Raw genomic sequence first — 19,141 nt, 5'->3', positions numbered from 1 at the left:
CTTGAGGAGGTTTAATATGACAAGTCTACTAATTGTCGATGACGATCAATATATAAGAGAGGGATTGAAGCGGTTAATTAATTGGAAAGCGCTTAATATTACGCAATTATCCGAGGCAGAGGGGGCTTATGAAGCACTAGAGCTTATGGAGGCGCATAAGTCACATATTGTGCTTACAGACATTCGTATGCCTAAGGGGGACGGGTTACATCTGATCGAGCAGATAAGACTAAGAAACTGGAATACCTCTATCGTCGTGCTAAGCGGGTACAATGAATATGCTTATGTGCGGCAAGCAATGAAATATCAAGTCGAAGATTATTTGCTCAAGCCTATTGATGCTTCAGAACTTACTGAAATTATAGCGTCCTGCACAGAGCGCTTCCAGGGACAATATATTGCCGAGCAAATGCAGCGAGAGTCGTTTCAATTATTGAAAAATAATATATTACTTCGCTGGGTGCAAAACCGGATTCAGCATGATCAGCTGCGTGAAAAGCTGAAATTTTTGCAATTGCCTCTGCTGATGAATGAACGATACCAAATTTGCATCATTGATTGGTGTGACCGGCAGGAAGGCGAGCTGACCCAAAATGAAGAACAATATCGCTCATTTGCTATCCTCAATAGTGTGGAAGAGGTGCTGCAGGAAAGCGGCCGTGGAATTGCCTTTCTAAATGAGCATAGGCAAATTATTGTGCTGTTCACGGACGAGGGCAATGATGCCGACCGCTTCAGCGAGAGCAATCACAGCTGGATGACTGACATTTCCAAGCGGTATGGAGAGATACTCAAAACACCCTGGATCAATTACTTTGGGAAGGTCACCTGCCTGCCTAGTCAGCTACATGAATCGTATAATGAAGCGCTGGCACTCTGCAATAATAAAGTATTGTATGCGACAGACCAGGAAATTAACCTGATCTCACAGAACCCGATAACCAGACAGGTTGAACGATATGTACAGAAAAACTATAGTGCGGAGTTATCCTTGCAGCTGCTATCGCTGCACTTCAATGTAAACAACGTCTATCTGGGAAGATTATTCAAGAAGGAAACAGGACAATATTTCAACGACTACCTTAATCGTGTCAGATTAAGTCATGCCAAGAAGATGCTGGCCGTTACTGCGCTAAAGGCATCGGAAATCGCTACTGCAGTAGGATTTCTTGACCCTAATTATTTTTTCCGCAAATTCAAGCTGGTACACGGCATCTCCCCCTCCGACTATCGTCTATCAGTAAACAACCATACGGAGCAGTAGTGGGTTGTGGTCCAGTATCTTTCTTATTCGTTTAATTCGTTCTCCAAATGTGGACAATAGATCTATCCAATTCCAAAATCAATTATTTGCACTTCTTAATGAACAATTCATTCTTTATTTGGAGGCGATGGCTCATATCATAGATAGTAAGCGAGCAAACCAAAATAATTTAAGTTCACTGTAATCTAGTCAAGCAATTAGATGGTATAGCTTAATGTTAGCACTATGGAATAAACAAAAAGCCACGTTGCAAAGACGTGGCCATTCAGTCTACTTTAGAACTTATAAGGACAATATTAATAATGACCCATCATCTCTTCGCCTTATAAAACTCATGATAAAGCTTCATAAGCGCCCGCTGCTCAATCCTTGAAACATAACTTCGATTAATCCCAAGCTCCTTCGCAATCTCCCGCTGCGTCCGCTCATCCCCGGCGTGCTCCAAACCAAACCTACCAATGACAACTCCTTTTCGCGGTCATCGAGTATATCCAAATTTTTACATATCTTCGAATTCTCAATCTTAAGCTGCACCTTATCGACGATATCATCCGCTACAGTACCAAGGATATCAATCAACGTAATTTCATTGCCTTCCTTATCCGTTCCAATTGGATCATGAAGTGATACGTCTTTCCTAGTCTTCTTCAAAGACCGAAGGTGCATAAGTATTTCGTTCTCAATACAACGGGCGGCAAATGTAGCTAGCTTCGTGCCTTTGCCGGTTTGGAAGTATTTTAAAATTTCCCAGAGAGTAACCTTAAGTTATACACGTTTCAGCTTTAATAAATACATCGGTAAATATGCTGCAATTAACATAGGTATAACCAGCTTCACTTGGAAGATCAGGATTAAAAGCAACAAAACTGCCAGCGGCTTCCGGAGTACTGCACTGGCGAGAGATGTGGTGACTACGGCAATGGATGTTACCGGATCTATCGAGAGTAACGATGCAATTCCGTAGCCTATGCTCACCCCTGCAAAAATAATAGGAAAGATATGTCCTCCACGCCAACCAGATGCTAAACAAAATTCAGTTAAAAACAGCTTTAAAATACCTATTGCCAGTAATAAATATGCTGACATACCGGTCCACTTAGCAGCTATTTCGGTTAACTCATGCTCCCCCGAAAATAAAGTAATAGGGAGAATCGTTCCGACTAATCCTAGTACTACCCCGCCAATAACTGCTCTAATGACTTTATATTTATCAAGTGGTTTGAGTACTTTTTGGGCACTATGACTGAAAAATTCATATAATTTTGCAAGCAATACTCCTAAAAGGATCAACGGAATTATCACTAATATTTCATATCCGCCTAATGCTGGTGTACCAAAATCCGCTATGGAAAATTGTTTGTTATCTATTTTGGATAATAGTATAAATACAGAAAATCCTGCGGCAGTAGTTAATGAATATACAATTGCCTTTATTAGCTTAATATACCTTGATTCTTTTTTATCTTCAAACAATGTACTAACTCCAAATAGCGGCGCCCTAAAAACCATACCCATTGTTGTCTCAATACTATATTCGATGATGATATCTCCATGTTCATTTAATACAGATTTTTTCTTAACTAATGTTTTCAAAACATCTCCCGCCCACGTAGAAAGGCCTCCTACAATCCCGACTAAAGCCGCCTCGGGACCAAGACTGGCTCCAAAAGAAAGTACACAAATTGCAATTATAGCACCCTTAAACACTGATCTGTAATCAATTCTTTTTGTTTGCTTGAATTCTGCTACTACTTCATCTGTTAAACGTGGGTAATTACCAAGGTACTTTTGAGATAAACCTATCAAAATACCGCCAACTACACACACGATTAATGGCCAAGCTCCAATATCAATTACATTCGGCAAATCAACCCATAAAAAGCGAGTCGTTACAGAAAGAATAGCGAGAAAACTCCATACAAGAAGCCCAACAATCCCTCCTGTAACGATGCTATATAGAATAAAAGTACCTGCACCTAAAAACTTCATTTCTTTTATTGCCTCACTTTCCTAATAAGAACAGATCCTGATACATTAATAATCTCTGACGTTGCCACAGGCAGAGTTCGTTACAGTTTAATTATTTCTTATCAATACCGGCGTTATACGTATCAGCAGTACGATAGTTTCCATATGTGTGGAGTGTCTATACAGTAAAATACCAAATGGAATCTCTACCATTTGGTTTCATTTATTGATATAACATCGTGCAATCAAGCCCTAACTATTTTTTTGTGAACTAATAAAAAATAGTTATGTAGGATAATGGGCGGATAACAGGTGAATCAGCTAAACTAAGTTGGATTTTGTGGTTAGAAAACTCTGAGATCTAGACTTGAACGTTGCTTCAACAACAGCATATTCATAAAGACAACCTTTGTGTTTCACATTATAATCCTACAATAATTCGGAAATAGGAACGTGATTAACTCACGTCCCAATTTCGTCCCCAACTATGCTACAAACCTACTCAATACCCTTATATAATCTATCATCAAACATTAATTGAATTTGAATACCGAACGGGTCTTCAATAATACCGTATGCTTCGCTAAATAAATTATTCGATAAAGGAACAATGATTTTCACTCGATCATCTGTAATTAAGCTATTATAAAAATGTTCAATTTCTGCTAAGTCAGAACTTTGAATGCATAATGAAGTGTTATTACCAACTGAATATGCTTCACTGGTATTCATTGTATCTTCCGCTATCATGACTTTTGTTCTTCCGATTGATAAGACAGAATGAGAAATATAATTCTTATTCTCATCAGTAAGCTGTATGGAGCTGTCACGTTTTGCTATGTCTTGATAGGTAACAAGTAACAATTCCTCTGCGTTAAAATGGTTCTTGTAAAAATTTATAGCTTCTTTTGCTCTTCCGTCCATGGATAAGAAAATAGCAATTTCTAGTGTTGTACTCATGATATCATTCTCCATTCATATTATCATTCTAGGTAGATATCTTATACATTTGATATATTACCTTGAACTTATCATAATATATAAAGGCGTCAAAATATGACACCTTTATAAGGAGATATGTTAATGAAGAAATCAGAAAGATTAAATGACATGACCAGATACTTAAACAGTCGAGAGTTCTTTAATTTAAATGACCTAATGGTTAAATACAATATTTCAAAAAGTACGGCTCTACGTGATATTAGCTCATTAGAACAATTAGGTATGCCTATTTATTCGGAACATGGCAGACATGGACGATATGGTATCTTAAAAAATAGATTGTTATCCCCCATTATTTTTACTATAGATGAAGTGTATGCTCTGTACTTTGCAATGTTGACGTTAGAATCTTATCAATCAACACCATTTCATTTAAGTGTTAATCAACTAAATGAAAAGTTTGAAAACTGTCTTTCTAAAAAACAAATAAACCAGATTCACCAAATGAAAAAAGTCCTACAATTTGAAATATATCAGCATCATAATGTCAGTCGTTTTTTAGATAAAATTCTAGAAAGCATTCTTAATGAGAACAGCTGTAAGATTCAATATTTAAAGGATAATCAAGCAAAAAGTTACCCAGTTCAATTTTTCAAAATTTCCGCTAGGTTTGGTCAATGGTATGCTGCTGGAATAGAGTTAAATACAAATAAATATAGAGTTTTCAGATGCGATAGAATAACCCGTATAGAAGAAGAAATCAACTCTCACTTTTCTATAGATGAACTCGTTAGTCGTTCATTAGAAATATATCAATCTGAGAAGAGTATCGACTTTGAAGTAGAGATTTTTGAACAAGCCAAGGATATTTTTTATAAAGAACATTATCCTTCTATGAAATTAGAAAATGGTAATAAAACAGTCATTAAAGGATTCTATAATATAGGAGAAGAGGAGTTTATAGCTAACTATTTGATGAGATATGGTCATTATGTTATTTCAGTGAAACCTGAATCGTTAAAACAAATGATCCAAGATCGAATAGAGAATCTTTTAAATCACTATCAAAAGATATAGATCGCTATGTTCGGGGGCTTATTGTGAAGCGAATCAAGCTCGGTAATAGTCAGTCTTTTAAAGAAAATAAAAAAGAAGCGGGATTTTACCCGCTCCGTTGCTTATACGCCAATACATCTCAACTATTAGTCATTCCTTACCAACAGTGAGCAACACTCAACATGACTTGTCTGCCTGTCCCATTGCTCATGACTCCACTTCATTCTAGTCAAATTTACAATCTTTAAGAGGAATGACTTTGGTCTTGTACACAAATTTATAGCCTAGCCATACAACTAAAAATAACGGAATTCCGATATAGGAAACAAGCACGCCATACCAATCGATCGTTTCTCCAGTGAAAGCTTTAAAGTTCTGGCCGATAATAACGAACATGCATAATGCAAAGGCAAAGAGTGGACCTAACGGAAACCACTTGGCTTTATAAGGAAGTTCACTTAAATCCCGACCTTGTGCAACGAATGCCCTACGGAAACGGTAATGACTAATTGCGATTCCAAGCCATGTAATAAATCCGCACATGCCAGAAGCATTCAGCAGCCATAAATACACAACCCCATCACCGAAGAAGGAAGCTAGGAACGCAAGCATGCCGACTGCACAAGTGACCAGCAGCGCATTAATAGGAATACCGCGTTTGTTTAATTTCTCTAGAAACTTAGGTGCTTTGCCCTCTTTGGCAAGTACCCACAGTACACGTGTAGATGCATACATCCCCGAGTTACCAGCAGACAGCACCGAAGTCAAAATGACGGCATTCATAATAGCAGCCGCGAAGGCGAATCCCGCTTTTTCAAAAACAAGGGTGAACGGACTAACTGCAATATTCTCAATACCAGCTTGCATCAAGCTCGGATGTGTAAAAGGAATCAACATGCCAATTACGAAGATTGCAAAAATATAGAAAAGCAGAATACGCCAGAAGATTTGTTTAATGGCCTTCGGTACGTTCTCACGTGGGTTCTCACTTTCACCCGCTGCAATGCCGACAAGCTCGGTTCCTTGGAACGAATAACCCGCTGCCATAAAGATACCAAGAAACGCTAGAAAACCACCATGGAACGGTCCACCATCTAGTGTGAAATTACTGAAGCCAGTCGGCTTCGAGCCGCCCATTATACCAAATATCATAAGCACCCCAACAATCAAGAAGATGATGACAACGGCAATTTTGATCAATGCAAACCAGTATTCCGATTCACCATATCCTTTGACAGACAGTAAATTCAAACCGAAAATAATGGCAAGGAACAGTAAGCTCCACAGATAAGAAGGACTATCAGGAAACCAATATTTAATAATAAGAGTTGCTGCTGCAAGCTCAGAGGCAATCGTAATCGCCCAGTTAAACCAGAAATTCCATCCCAGGGCGAATCCCAAAGAAGGATCCACGAAGCGGCTAGCATATGTGTTAAAAGATCCCGATTCTGGCATATAGGTTGCAAGTTCTCCCAAACTAGTCATAAGGAAGTACACCATAATACCCACAGCTATATAAGCGAGAAGAGCTCCCCCTGGACCAGCTTCTGCTATTGCACTACCACTAGCAAGGAACAAGCCTGTACCAATGGAGCCTCCAAGTGCAATCATCGTGAGGTGACGAGCCTTGAGCCCGCGTTTCAACTGCTGTGGCTCAGTCGAATTGTTTGATGACATTAAAAACACTCCTTAATCATGATGTCGATCCATTGTTGTGGAGTGGGAAACAAGAAGAAACGGTGACACTGTCTTTCAGAACATACGTTTCTTATGGTCACAAAAAAAAACGCTCACAGAGGTGAACGTTTTATATCATTCCCAACTTATCTTCTTTGAAGATAGCTCATCACAAATTTACTTATCATAAATTTGTGACAGTTCTGCACCTTCCGGCAACAGTCCCAGCCCAATTGCCCAGAGCAGCAATCAAACTTCGGCGGTAGTTCCTTTCAACAGCTTCAATGACGTTCTCTGCGTCTCCACTGATTTACTTCTAAAAACCGCGACCTCTACCTCACCGTTTGATAGGATGAGGGTTGTATTCAATTTAATTTACAAGAACATTATATCGAACATTGAGAGGGTAAACAATGGTATAAAAAGTATATTAGAATCTAAAACCGATGGAGAGTAACATAATGTGAAATAAGAGAGTGTCAATCTTCGCTTTATTACAAATCAGTACCACTTATTCATCTTTCTCCATTCCCATCGGCATCATGATCCCATTGTCCATCCCCATCATCGTAACGCTGCTCGATTCCTCTTCTCCATCTGCCAAGTAAACCTCCGTACCGAATGCTGGCTCTGCATAAGGAAGGTTTGTGTTTCCGCGGGCGAGAATTTGACGGTAATTCCCTGAATGACCTTCGAATCCATCATGATCCCATGGCACCCAAGAACGTGCATTGCAATAATGGCAAACATATGAGCGGCGGTACCGATCCTGGGTACGATTCGGATAAGAGCGATGAAGTAGATGTGAATGGAAAAACAAAACATCTCCCGTACGTAGTGGAACGGGTATGGCTGGAGGATAGTTTGCGACAACCTTAGAAAGCGTGTTCACATTATCGTCCAAATGGCTCACATTCTGCACGCCATTCAAATCCTCGAATGCATCCACCGCGTGCACATTTCCTCCTCCGACACCATCAGGAGGATATATCGGTTCGTTGTTCGAGCCGGGTACGACCCACAAGCAGCCATTTTCTTCATCCGCTTCCTCTAAGGCAATCCACGCTCCAATTAGCGTATCCGGATGCGTCTTGATATAGCATGCATCCTGATGCCAGCCTTGACCGCCTGTTCCAGGAGGATTTAAAAAGAGCATGGACTGAAGAGCGTATACATCTGGCCCAACTAACGCCTCCGTAACATCGACTATTCGAGGGTTAAGCAACCCCCTCTCCGCTGCTGCATTTAAACGAGACAGCATATGAATTCTTGTCGCCTTAGCATATTCCTCTTTGAGTGGATCCGCATTATCACGATCTGCGTGCTTATCTAACTGAAGGCTATTAAGCCTAGTTTGCTCTGCTAATTCATAGAGCTCGGCGATGTCTTCTTTTGACAATAGGTTTCGGACAATTAAGTAGCCTTCTCTATGATAGTGGGAATATTCTTTCACACTTACTAAATAGCGGTTATCCCTTGCACGTGATTTAGGCACATAAAACTTCCCCATAGACCAATCCACTCCCTAGATTGAAATGCTTACCCGCTAATTGTAGCGTGTTAATTCAGATCGCTCCATAGTCTAAAACCGGTAAATGATGTGTTTATTTGACCAAGGAATTCACCAAAATATTTCGGTTCAAAGGATAGAACGTATATGGGTCGAATACGGACACCGTGTGGCGGAATAATGGATCCTGGCATCTCTTTATGTAATCCGATGCCGTTATTCCTCGAATCTTCTTATACATTTTAGAGAAATGGTGTTCATCTCCAAAGCCTACCAAATAGGCGATTTGCTTCACCGTGCCGGACCCCCTCATCATCAGTATCTCGGCACGCCGAAACCTTAACTCAAGCAGCATGCGTTTGGGGGAAATGCCGGTAGAGGCAACAAACATCCGTGTGAAGTATTCATGGGACCAGCCAGATATCGCTGCAATTTCTTCAATTTTTACGGGATCGCTCAAATGCTCTTCCATATAGGTAATCGCATGTTGAATAGGGACAGGCAAGGAGATGGCTTCCCCTTCCGCAACTTGCGAGGAAAAGGACGACAGCTCTTCTAGAGAGGCGGAAACCAAAACGGCAAGCCTTCTCCGCCAATGCGCAGGCTGGTGATTCGCAATCCAAAGTATTTTCTCCATTAAGCCGGTTACGAGTATATGGCGTCCTGCCGGGAACATATGGCCCTCTCGGAGCAAGGACACAAATCGCTCGTCCGCTTCCCGTAGAGAGGTATAATCAAAATGTACGAACAAATGTCTTACGTTTTTTTCCGGCGCGAACCGGTAGGTATGCCAGTCACCTGGGCGAGTGAAAATGAAGCAAGGCTCATTAAGAACAAATAGGCTTCCGTCTATCTCATATTCCGTTTGGGTACCATCGGGAAAGTAGACTAATTCAAAATCGTCAATCTGCCTGGGTCCAAGCACAAACCCTGCTTGAATGACAAAGTCTCCTGCACTATGTACAAAGGGCAAGTGGCTAAGCTCCTGTTCTCTCATGTTCTTCAGCCGCCTCTCTACCGAATTTATATTGATCCTTGTATTCTACCAGTTTACTTTTTTCAGTGCACGAATTAGGATTCAAGCTGCGCAGCTGTCAAGTCTCTAACCTTCCATAATGGCAACTGTCACTGCTTTACTAGTTACTCCCGTCAAATCATGTTCATTTAACAACTCCCAACGCGCAGGCGCTGTCCGAAATCAGGCACATCCAACTTTTCTCTACCCCATTTCTATGACTATTGTGTTACTTGCCCGGGAACAAGAAAATCAGCCGGCAGACGATCCTTGTAATGAACCTTTGCTACCTAGGGGATATGCTGAAAAAATCGCATAAAAAAGCCACGTTACAAAGACGTGGCCATTGATTCTACTATAGAACTTATAACAACAATATTAATAATGACACGTCATCTCTTCGCCTTATAAAATGAGTTCCTTCGCTATCTCCTCCTGCGTCCGCTCATCTCCGCCGTGCTCGAGATCCTCCCCATTATTGTCGAAATATGTTGGCCGTACTTGTTTACTCGTACCAATATCCGGGGATGACCTCCCTTTCCTGTTCCAACAACTCTTTAATAATGATATCCGCATCATGTATGGAATTCACAAGCGGATCGGTCATCATCGCTCTTCTCAATTTCGTGTAGCTCCGTTCCACAACAGCCTCCGCAGTCAGTTCGTGCGTATCCAGCACCAGCTCCTGCATGCCCCGGATTCCCCTCGGCATTTCACCTATGTGAAGCGGTTTGATTCCGTCCATGCTTACTTCGCTTAACAACTCAAGGAACGAGTCGTTATTCATGTTAGTCACCGCACCGTTATTGAGCGTATTAATAAAGAACCGCTTGTTCAAATTCCCCACCATGTTTTCGATAATATCGGTAGCATGATCGGGTCCGAAAGATTTCATATAATCGGCGATAGAATATTTCCCTGAGATGAAGTCATCCACTTGCCGCCACATTTCCTCATGCCGTTTATACCGGTCTTCCGTTTCCCAAATCGATAAAGGCGGGATGGCGTCTTCCGTCTTGCCAAGTCCCTGCCAATACCGGACGTATTCTTTGGTATGGGCCGTACATGTTGGAATACAGCCGAAAATATTATAAAGCTCATAAGTGATTGCATCGTTATAAAGCGCCTTTGCTCCTCTATCCCCGCCGTTGTTTTCCGTTCCTGCCGACCTCCTTAATGTCTCGGCAATCGGAGCCATAACATCCTTTCCGTCATACTCCGCCTTAAGCAGCCAGGTGAAATGATTGACGCCGGCAACGCGGAAATCAAATCTTCGGTCGATCTCCTCATTGAATTCGCTTTGATCCTGGATGATACCCGCTCGAATCGCGTAGTAAGCTTTCTTGTGCGGCATGTGATGGGAGTCGCAAAGCGCAAAGGATTTAAGTTTCGGCGCATATCGGCTTAATGCGATCCCATGAACGGTAGATGGATTGATGTAATTGATTACCCAGGCATCGGGACAAAGTTCCTCAACGTCTTTAGCGCATTCCATTATGATCGGCAGCTCTCTCATCGCCCTAAAGATTCCGCCTGGACCGATGGTATCCCCAGAGCACATCCTAATTCCATATTTTAAAGAAACCTGGCAATCGATGCCGCGGTATTTGACGGTATCCTCAGCAAAGCTGAGAACGACGAAATCCGCTCCCTTCAATACCTGCCTCCGATTCGTCGAGCCTTCCACTTTAAGAGATACATTGTTTTCCTTTGCAACCATTTCAGCGAGCCTTACCATCTTGGATAGTTTTTCTTCGTCAGTATCTACTAAAGAAAGCGTTCCGTTATTCAAATATTTAGAGTGAACCATCTGCCAGATTGACTGCCGCCCAAAGAAAAGACTCCCAGCCCCAATGACAACTACCTTCGGATGTGAAACATTCGAATCCATCATGATCAAGTCCTCCTAACTGGTTATAACCTAATTATAGGAGAATGGTTTAAAAGTAGAATATGAGATAGTTTCACCTTCATGTCAAATAGTACGAATATTTGTGATAAATAAATTCAGTGATATACTAAATAAACATGATAAATGTCATCTGGTTGAGGAATGTAGAGGGATGCCAATGGATACGAAAATGACGGACATGGGGATTCTCAATGAATTGTCGGAATTGATCTCGCTTCGAATGAAATCCTTTTTTGAGCTTGCCCACGACACGAAATGGATCGAACACAAGGCACACACCGACTATGATCTTTGGTTCATTCAATCCGGAATCGTTACCATTACTATTGATGGTATTGAACATACAGCAAACCCGGGAGATGTGGTCTTTTTTTACCCAGGGACTCCCTATATGGCATCAGCTGCTGATAAAGGGTGCCGGTTTATATACATTCATTTCGATTTTGAAATCGGCAAGCAAGAGCGGATTCTAAACGACTTTCAGCTCTCGGGAATTATACCGCAAGAGCTAATCCGGGAAGAAGCCGTTTTGTTCGGCAAAACCTTTACGCAATCGAATCTATTACGAAGCATACCTGGGAACCGTTTATATTTAAAGGCTTGCCTGATGGCCGTTATTGCCAAAATTATTGAACTCCACGGTCATGGCCAATATACCGGCACATTTCTGAATGGGAGAACGTCAAGAAAAGCAGAGAGAAATTTGGACGTGTTGCAGCCGGTATTCAAATACGTTAATAACCACCTGCACAAATCTATTAAAATGAATGAGCTTGCAGCGATTGTAGGCATATCCGAAAAATATTTTATTACTTATTTCAAGAAAGCCTTGGGCATTACTCCGGGACAATATATTTACCAGATTAAAATGAACCGGGCGAGAGAATATCTGAACGAAAAGAAATATACGATTCAACAAATTGCTAGCCTTCTAGGTTATCCTGATCCTTTTACGTTTTCGAAATCTTTTAAAAAATACTATAACGTTGCACCGTCAAAGTTCGAGTGAAAAGCTGTCAGAGGACATGTCCCCTGACAGCTTTTCGCCTCCCGTTTCAGCTCAGGCACGAAAATAACTTGTTTCTCATTGACCCGATAGCGCTCGCTGAGGTTACACTGAGGCTCAAGCGTAATTTATATGAATATCATCAATTAATTGAAAAGATGGAGATCCTTTCTCAGCATCTAACCATGACAAACCCACTATAGATCGACGTTATCTATCAATAATCAATATGATCACTATTCTTGAGCTGTGTCCTTCAATTAAAGTAGGATATGAAAGCAAATCCTGAAAACCGGTCTGCTTAGTGGTAAATTTTTAATGATCAGCGGGACAATTACATTCGACTTATAGAGTTTGAGGCCAGGCAACCGAGACACATTACCCCACGAATTTAAGGGACACTTGCGAGAGCATATCTTTAGTCATTTTCTCCAAATTGTATTCTACGCTAAACCCCCATTCTTCCTTGGCAGCGGTGCTATCAATCGCATCAGGCCAGCTATCTGCGATCGCTTGTCTGAGCGGATCCACTTGATAAGCGAGTTCAAAATGAGGAATATGCCTTCTAATTTCTGTAGCAATCATTTCGGGATCGATACTCATTGCCGATACATTAAAAGCATTGCGATGCTTGAGCTTAGATGCATCTGCCTCCATTAGGGTGATAATTGCTTCAAGAGCATCCGGCATATAAATCATATCCATAAAAGTGCCTTGCGAAATATAAGACGTATAACGTCCTCTCTCACTTGCATCATAAAAAATTTCTACTGCATAATCAGTAGTTCCTCCCCCAGGCGGAGTTGCATAGGAGATGATTCCGGGGAAACGCAGGCCCCGAGTATCGACCCCGAACTTGTTATAGTAATAATCACACAATAATTCCCCTGAGACTTTACTGACACCATACATGGAAGTTGGTCTTTGAATTGTTTCTTGCGGCGTATTACTATAGGGTGTCGTTGGTCCAAATACACCGATCGAACTTGGAGTAAAGAGTTGGCATCGCAATGATTTAGACACTTCTAATGCGTTGAGCAATCCCCCCATATTCAATTGCCAAGCAAGCAACGGTTTCGCCTCCGCAGTCGCAGATAACAGTGCAGCTAAATGAATGATTGTATCCACTTGATATTTATTGGCAATGTCATACATTTCTTGAGGATCGGTGACATCCAGAAATTCAAAGGGACCTGATCCTTCATCTGTGCTTAATTTTTTTATATCCGTAGCAATTACCTGATCAGTACAATAAATTTCTCGTAGTCTAGTGACAAGCTCAGTGCCAATTTGACCCGATGCGCCAGTGACCATTATTCTTTTCATCTGAATGCCCCTCTCTTTTATATTAACTTCAACTCTTTCCCTATTTTTTCATAGATTGATAATGCTTTTTCAAGCATTGGCCCCGTGTGCGCTGCGGTTGGCATATTTCTGATTCTTCCTCCTCCCTTTGGTACTGTTGGGAATACGATCGCCTTTGCATAAACACCTTCTTCATAAAGCCTTTTGCTAAATTGCTGCGTCTGTTTTTCATCTCCAATAATACATGGTGATATCGGCGTCGCACTGTTTCCGATATCGAAGCCTAGATCACGGAGTCCTTTCTTCAGCAAATCACCGTTCCCCCACAATCGATCCAGTAGTTCTGGACTGTTCTTAATGATATCTATAGCCATAATGCTGGGTGCTACAGCAGCAGCAGGCAATGAGGTTGAGAATAAAAACGGCTTGCTTCTGGCTTTCAGCCAATCAATTAATTCCTTCTTGCCCGCAACATATCCCCCTACGACGCCGACAGCTTTGGAGAGCGTACCAATTTGAAAGTCTACTTGATCAGAAAGCCCAAAGTGCTTTATTGTACCCGCGCCCCCTCCCAGAACTCCGGAACCATGAGCATCATCCACATACGTTATAAGGTCATACGCCGCTGCAATCTCAATGATTTCTGGAAGCTTCGCAATGTCCCCGTCCATGGAGAAAACCCCATCCGTAATTACCATGAGCTTCTTATATAATCCGGATTCTTTAATTGTCTTCGCCTTCCTCCGCAAATCATCCATGTCAGAGTGATTGTAGCGGATAATCTTGGCTTTGGATAATCTGCACCCTTCAATAATTGAAGCATGATTTAATTCATCGGATAGAATTGCATCATTCTGATCCATCACTGCCGAGATAGCTGCCATATTACAATTAAACCCTGATTGATAGACAACAACAGCTTCCGTATTCTTGAATTCAGCTAATTTTTCTTCTAACTCCAGATGAATGTTTAATGTTCCATTAATTGTCCTGACCGCTCCCGCCCCAGTTCCATAAATGTTCACAGACTCTACGGCTGCCTGAATTAATCTAGAGTCAGTCGCTAAACCCAGATAATTATTCGAGGATAAATTAATATACTCTTTACCCGCAATAGTAATCATCGGGCCATTTGCCCCCTGCATGGGATCAATAACATTGTACAGCCCTTTACTTTTTAACTCCGTCAAATTGTCTATTAAGAATTGCTCTAATTGTTTGCTGGACATAATTTCGCCTCCTCAATCTCAATACATACGTTATACTATGTATGTTATAGTATACATATGTATTAAATAACGCACAATAGTGAAATATGAAATAGTCGACTTTCGAGTTTTTTTACGTTACGATGGGTAAAAAACAAAAAAGAGAGTGGGGAAATCGTGGAACCGATACATGTTAAATTGGGTAAAAACTTAAAGTCAATCCGTAACGGCAGGGGCCTGAGTCTTGATAAAGTGGCTGAGTTAACCGGAGTTAGCAAGGCAATGCTTGCACAAATCGAACGCGGTGAATCAAATCCTTCTATTTCTATTATTTGGAAAATAGCCAATGGACTTCGTTTATCATTCACTTCATTAATCGAAGAACAAGATCCTTCCGTTTCTATTGTCAACAGTGCAGATATGGATCCCTTATTAGAAGAAAAAGGCTCATTTCGTTCCTATCCACTTTTTCCATTTAGTCCGCACAAGCAATTCGAGATTTATTTGGTTGAAATGGATCCGCATTGCGTTCACGAATCCGAGGCGCACACTGCCGGAGTAGAGGAATACATTATGCTTTTAGAAGGGAGTTTGGGAATTACAATTGACGGCAGAAACTACACAATTAAGCCAAATGAATCCCTTAGATTTATCGCTGATCAGCCCCATAGTTATATGAATTATACGAATAATATTGTGCGATATCACGTTCTTATTTATTATCCTTAATTCATATTAACACTACAAGAGCGTGTTCAATAAGCTCATAAATTCGGATAAAAGACAAAAATGCACCAAGCAAAAAATGGTTTAATGGAAGTAATCCTACCACCATTAAAGCAATAACACGAGGTGCATTTTCATGGATTTTCAGTTAAAACTGCTATCTTACTACTACAACACACTCGGATTTGACGTGGAACTGATCGATTACATCGATCATGTGGCTGACTCTATTGTACTGGAGTAAATCGCTCCGCTTAACAATGTATTTTTTTTCACGAGTCAGACTTTTTTTCAGCGGCCTCCCTGTGGTGGGGGTTATTTGACGTTCACGTTTTTAGTTTCATTTCATAAAAGCCATCAATCTGAATTGTTTTTTCTTGTTTGTCTTTTGTCAGCACCTCTAAGGATGTAGTTCCATACCCCTGCAGGCGAATGATAGCTTCACCCATGGATTCTTGGATGGAAACCACCTCTGTATCAAAATCCCGTGATAGGATGCCTACTGATTCGGATAACGTTATGATATTGATTTTTTCACGCTCAACATTGATTTCAAATGTTTTGTTGTTCCATTTCAATGTAGCCTTGGCAATCTCTTTGTCACTCCACCAATCGATGTTTAGTAAGTAGATTACTCTTAGCCCATCTTCACGGTCAAACACGGTAAAGTTAACGGTATCATCACCAACAATATACCCTTTCTCATACTCATCTTTGCAAGCTTCCTCTGCGGTTTGTTTTAATACAGATTGGTATTCTTCTCGAATGGCTGGATTGGCAGGATAGTGCAGTGAATTGATAAAGATAACTTTCCCTTTGCCTACAGTGTTTTGAATAATTAATGGTTTGCCTTGGTGTGTTTCGACTACCGTTACTGTATCTTGCAATGTAAGGTCCATGATCCTTTTAGGATTATCAACATTTTCAGGATAAATATATTCCTTTATCCCCAACACCTTTTCCATTAAGCCCTTCTCGATTAGGCCACTTGTTCCATTCAAAGCCTCTTCTCGATCCGTTGTGGTGAAAAGATGAGCCCAAGTTAAAATGACCGTGCCACCATCGTAGCAAAATTCAAGGAGCTTATGAAACTGTTGATCTGTAGCGGTATTAAAACCTAAAAATGCAAGCACTTTATATTTTTGATACGTTTCTGGCTGAGCCTCTATCGGTAAAATATCAACCGTGCCATAAGGGGTTCTGGAATAAAATCCTTGTGGTTTGTTTTCGCATGGGTATCGATAAATGGCACTCAAAACAGAGTCCGGAAAGAAGGTTTTTAGCAAATCCCAGCTTTCCTCCATACGGTCAAACTTCCATTTTTCACCCACTTGCCCCCATGCATTAGGTCTTGTAAAACATACCCAAGCGTCATTATTTCCATGTAGAAACCCAAATGGAACAACCATTTTCGTGGGTCTTGTATGGGTGTTTACAAAATGGGCAAAGTTTTTTTGCACTTGTAAATGCCCAAGGCAAGCCTCGGAAAATCGATCGAAAAATGCCAACTCACTTTCGATATGCCAAAGTCCTTCTTCGGTGTTGATGTGATTGATGTTATGTGTATAGCAAACAAATAAAGAAAGTTGATACCTTCTAAACCGTTCTTTTGTGTCATGAGGCAGTGTTGACCATTGAACTGCTAAATGCGCTAACAAATCTTTTTTGTTGTATGCAATTGCCGCTCCCCGCTGTGCAGCGATTATAATTTCATGAGGGCCATACATCAATTCACTGCCTGCACTTTCTAAGCCACCCTCGTAGAAATACTTAAATAGCGTGCTTGGACCCGAATGTCTTTTCACGCCGTTTAACGAATAGCGAACGTTTTCAACGAGTTGTGCAGCCGCCTCTTCCATGTCCGTTGGCTTCACAGGATTATAACCTGAAAAAACTCTATTTTGTGCATAAACAGGAGGCGTTAAATATTTTCCATCTTCAATTTTATCTATAAACCGCTCCATGAGCTCGTCAAAAAAAGCAAATTTAGCGCCCCGCCCAATACCCCAATAATAGAAGGCACCGTCTCTTTCGTGTCCTTGATTTCCAATAAAATAAGGTCCATTTAGCATTTCTTTCGTTGGGTTTGCATTCATACCTGGAAGCTCGCGCCCATCAATAATGTGGCAATAATGATAGCGGTACTCCGTAAAGATTTTGACAAGGTGCGCCCAAAAATCTTTGTTTAATTCCCTAGTTCCAGTCCATCGATAAACAGGCCGTAAGGATATAAAATTCCCCAAACGGTTGTTTAAGTACCAACAAAAAAACTCATCAAAATCTTCTATATCTTGACTAATAAAAATGGCGTCTGAGGTTCCTGTTAATACATTGTCATCTTTTTTTTCTATTGTTCGTGTAATGGTAATCGTTTCTTCTTCCAGACCACAATTTAATTTGATCTTGAAATTCGTTTGGTGGGATGTAGCCATAAAATTGATTACGTTAAAACCCTTTTGACAACAATGTTCTTTTTCAAAAATCAGGTTCTCGTTTTCACCGGCGCTTACGATAACGGTAGATCGGTCTTTTAGGTAAACCATAATAGGTATTTGCGTATGCAGAGGAATGCAATCATCGAAACCAACTACAGTTAAATTTTTTGCCTCTTGATATAGCAAATATAATGATTTAACCGTGTAAGGCTGGGGCATAAAATAATCGGCTTGATTGGTGATGCTGATGGTGTTTTTACCTATTTTCAATAGATCCTTATCTATTTTGAATTCCTTTTCGGAAAACCGTAAACACCGTTGAAAAAATTCGCCGTCAAAGCAAATCTCATTGTTGATTTTAATCGTTAGGTTTGCCCATTCTTTTTTGGATAGATTCTCCCCAAACCAGTTCATTTCTTCATGGTAAGGATCAGACATCGTAAACGGAGCCAAATAATTATAGTTGGGTTCACTGTAGAAATTACCATTAAAGCGTGGGTCTTCCAGGTAAAGGTCCCCAAGGCATCCCTTCACTTGGATATAAACCAAAATGGAAGCCACATCATCCTCTAAAACAAAATCTCTCTCAATCTTTTGCCAAGGGTAAGTACCTTCTTCTATAGGAATGATAATGACCTCATCGGGGTCTAAACTGATGGAAGCCTTGTCTATCCCTTCTTTTATCAATCGCTTTTCAAAAACAATTTCCAAATCAGCTGTGTTATTCTTCTCTAAATAATCTGCCTTTGCATAGATAGAGAAGGTAAATTGATTTCCAGCGTGTTCAGGTTTTACGAATTTATAATAGGCACGCTTTCGATAGGGTTCACCTTCTCCTTTTAAATGCAAACAAAACTGGCTATGATGGGTATCATTTGGAGACAGACAGTCATCAACCATTCGATATAAATAGGGGTACCCTCCCTCTGTCATCCAAGAGGGGTGCATGGCATATTCGCCTTTTAACATGATTTTGAAATCGTTCTTGGTGATAAATTCCAAATCATCTAGTATAAAATCACAATGCAAGGAATCTCCAGGTTTAATATGGGGTGGTTCCGGATAGTCTTGAATGGTCAGTTTGCTATACATGCTTTCCTCCTAATCAACATAAGGA

At 40.7% G+C, this 19,141-nt stretch carries 13 protein-coding genes, 1 pseudogene and 1 riboswitch; of the genes and pseudogenes, 4 read left to right on the top strand and 10 right to left on the bottom strand.

All coding sequences use genetic code 11. The annotated features are described in order from the left end of the window. Nucleotides 1-16 precede the first annotated feature (16 nt). A complete protein-coding gene (locus AC787_RS23710) occupies nucleotides 17-1,264 on the top strand; it encodes a response regulator transcription factor (protein ID WP_054027442.1) in 1,248 nt (415 codons plus the stop codon). Between the two features lie 310 nt (nucleotides 1,265-1,574). On the opposite strand, the pseudogene AC787_RS23705 reads toward AC787_RS23710, so the two are convergent. From AC787_RS23705 to AC787_RS23695, 3 genes and pseudogenes are all read right to left on the bottom strand, one after another. Further along, nucleotides 1,575-1,996: pseudogene (locus tag AC787_RS23705) on the bottom strand (sigma-70 family RNA polymerase sigma factor); the annotation flags it as partial. 33 nt (nucleotides 1,997-2,029) lie between these two features. Continuing rightward, the gene (locus AC787_RS23700) at nucleotides 2,030-3,253 is read right to left on the bottom strand and encodes a chloride channel protein (RefSeq protein ID WP_054027441.1); all 1,224 of its coding nucleotides are present in this window, start codon (nucleotides 3,251-3,253) and stop codon (nucleotides 2,030-2,032) included. A gap of 477 nt (nucleotides 3,254-3,730) precedes the next feature. Then, a complete protein-coding gene (locus tag AC787_RS23695) occupies nucleotides 3,731-4,192 on the bottom strand; it encodes a VOC family protein (RefSeq protein ID WP_054027440.1) in 462 nt (153 codons plus the stop codon). A 123-nt stretch (nucleotides 4,193-4,315) separates the two neighbouring features. On the opposite strand from AC787_RS23695, the gene AC787_RS23690 reads away from it, so the two are divergent. After that, nucleotides 4,316-5,251: a helix-turn-helix transcriptional regulator gene (locus AC787_RS23690; protein WP_054027439.1), complete on the top strand. Its 936-nt coding sequence runs from the start codon at nucleotides 4,316-4,318 to the stop codon at nucleotides 5,249-5,251. A gap of 204 nt (nucleotides 5,252-5,455) precedes the next feature. Here AC787_RS23690 and AC787_RS23685 read toward each other — a convergent pair whose 3' ends face one another. The 4 genes from AC787_RS23685 to AC787_RS23670 form a co-directional block, all read right to left on the bottom strand. After that, nucleotides 5,456-6,907, bottom strand: a complete 1,452-nt coding sequence (locus tag AC787_RS23685; RefSeq protein WP_054027438.1) for an amino acid permease — start codon at nucleotides 6,905-6,907, stop codon at nucleotides 5,456-5,458. 154 nt (nucleotides 6,908-7,061) lie between these two features. Further along, nucleotides 7,062-7,250, bottom strand: a riboswitch (Lysine riboswitch). Between the two features lie 168 nt (nucleotides 7,251-7,418). After that, nucleotides 7,419-8,417, bottom strand: a complete 999-nt coding sequence (locus AC787_RS23680; protein ID WP_054027437.1) for a phytanoyl-CoA dioxygenase family protein — start codon at nucleotides 8,415-8,417, stop codon at nucleotides 7,419-7,421. 94 nt (nucleotides 8,418-8,511) lie between these two features. Then, complete coding sequence (locus AC787_RS23675) at nucleotides 8,512-9,414, bottom strand: AraC family transcriptional regulator (RefSeq protein WP_054027436.1); 903 nt, start codon at nucleotides 9,412-9,414, stop codon at nucleotides 8,512-8,514. Nucleotides 9,415-9,937: 523 nt separating this feature from the next. Next, nucleotides 9,938-11,323 (bottom strand): glycoside hydrolase family 4, encoded by a 1,386-nt coding sequence (locus AC787_RS23670; protein WP_414731002.1) that lies wholly within the window; start codon nucleotides 11,321-11,323, stop codon nucleotides 9,938-9,940. A 178-nt stretch (nucleotides 11,324-11,501) separates the two neighbouring features. Here AC787_RS23670 and AC787_RS23665 point away from each other — a divergent pair, with 178 nt between their 5' ends. Further along, nucleotides 11,502-12,353 (top strand): AraC family transcriptional regulator, encoded by an 852-nt coding sequence (locus AC787_RS23665; protein ID WP_054027434.1) that lies wholly within the window; start codon nucleotides 11,502-11,504, stop codon nucleotides 12,351-12,353. A 375-nt stretch (nucleotides 12,354-12,728) separates the two neighbouring features. Here the strand turns inward: AC787_RS23665 and AC787_RS23660 are convergent, their stop codons facing one another. Together AC787_RS23660 and AC787_RS23655 are read right to left on the bottom strand one after the other, a co-directional pair. Next, nucleotides 12,729-13,676, bottom strand: coding sequence for an NAD-dependent epimerase/dehydratase family protein (locus AC787_RS23660; RefSeq protein WP_054027433.1), 948 nt, complete (start codon nucleotides 13,674-13,676; stop codon nucleotides 12,729-12,731). Nucleotides 13,677-13,693: 17 nt separating this feature from the next. Then, a complete protein-coding gene (locus AC787_RS23655) occupies nucleotides 13,694-14,884 on the bottom strand; it encodes a glycine C-acetyltransferase (RefSeq protein WP_054027432.1) in 1,191 nt (396 codons plus the stop codon). 156 nt (nucleotides 14,885-15,040) lie between these two features. On the opposite strand from AC787_RS23655, the gene AC787_RS23650 reads away from it, so the two are divergent. After that, on the top strand, nucleotides 15,041-15,592 hold the full coding sequence (locus tag AC787_RS23650; RefSeq protein WP_054027431.1) for a helix-turn-helix domain-containing protein: 552 nt from the start codon (nucleotides 15,041-15,043) through the stop codon (nucleotides 15,590-15,592). Nucleotides 15,593-15,915: 323 nt separating this feature from the next. On the opposite strand, the gene AC787_RS23645 is transcribed toward AC787_RS23650, so the two are convergent. Then, complete coding sequence (locus AC787_RS23645) at nucleotides 15,916-19,116, bottom strand: hypothetical protein (protein ID WP_054027430.1); 3,201 nt, start codon at nucleotides 19,114-19,116, stop codon at nucleotides 15,916-15,918. Nucleotides 19,117-19,141: the final 25 nt, after the last annotated feature.

The organism is Bacillus sp. FJAT-28004 (assembly GCF_001280845.1).
Lineage (GTDB): Bacteria > Bacillota > Bacilli > Paenibacillales > Paenibacillaceae > Pristimantibacillus.
This window is presented reverse-complemented; position numbering and strand designations above follow the sequence as displayed.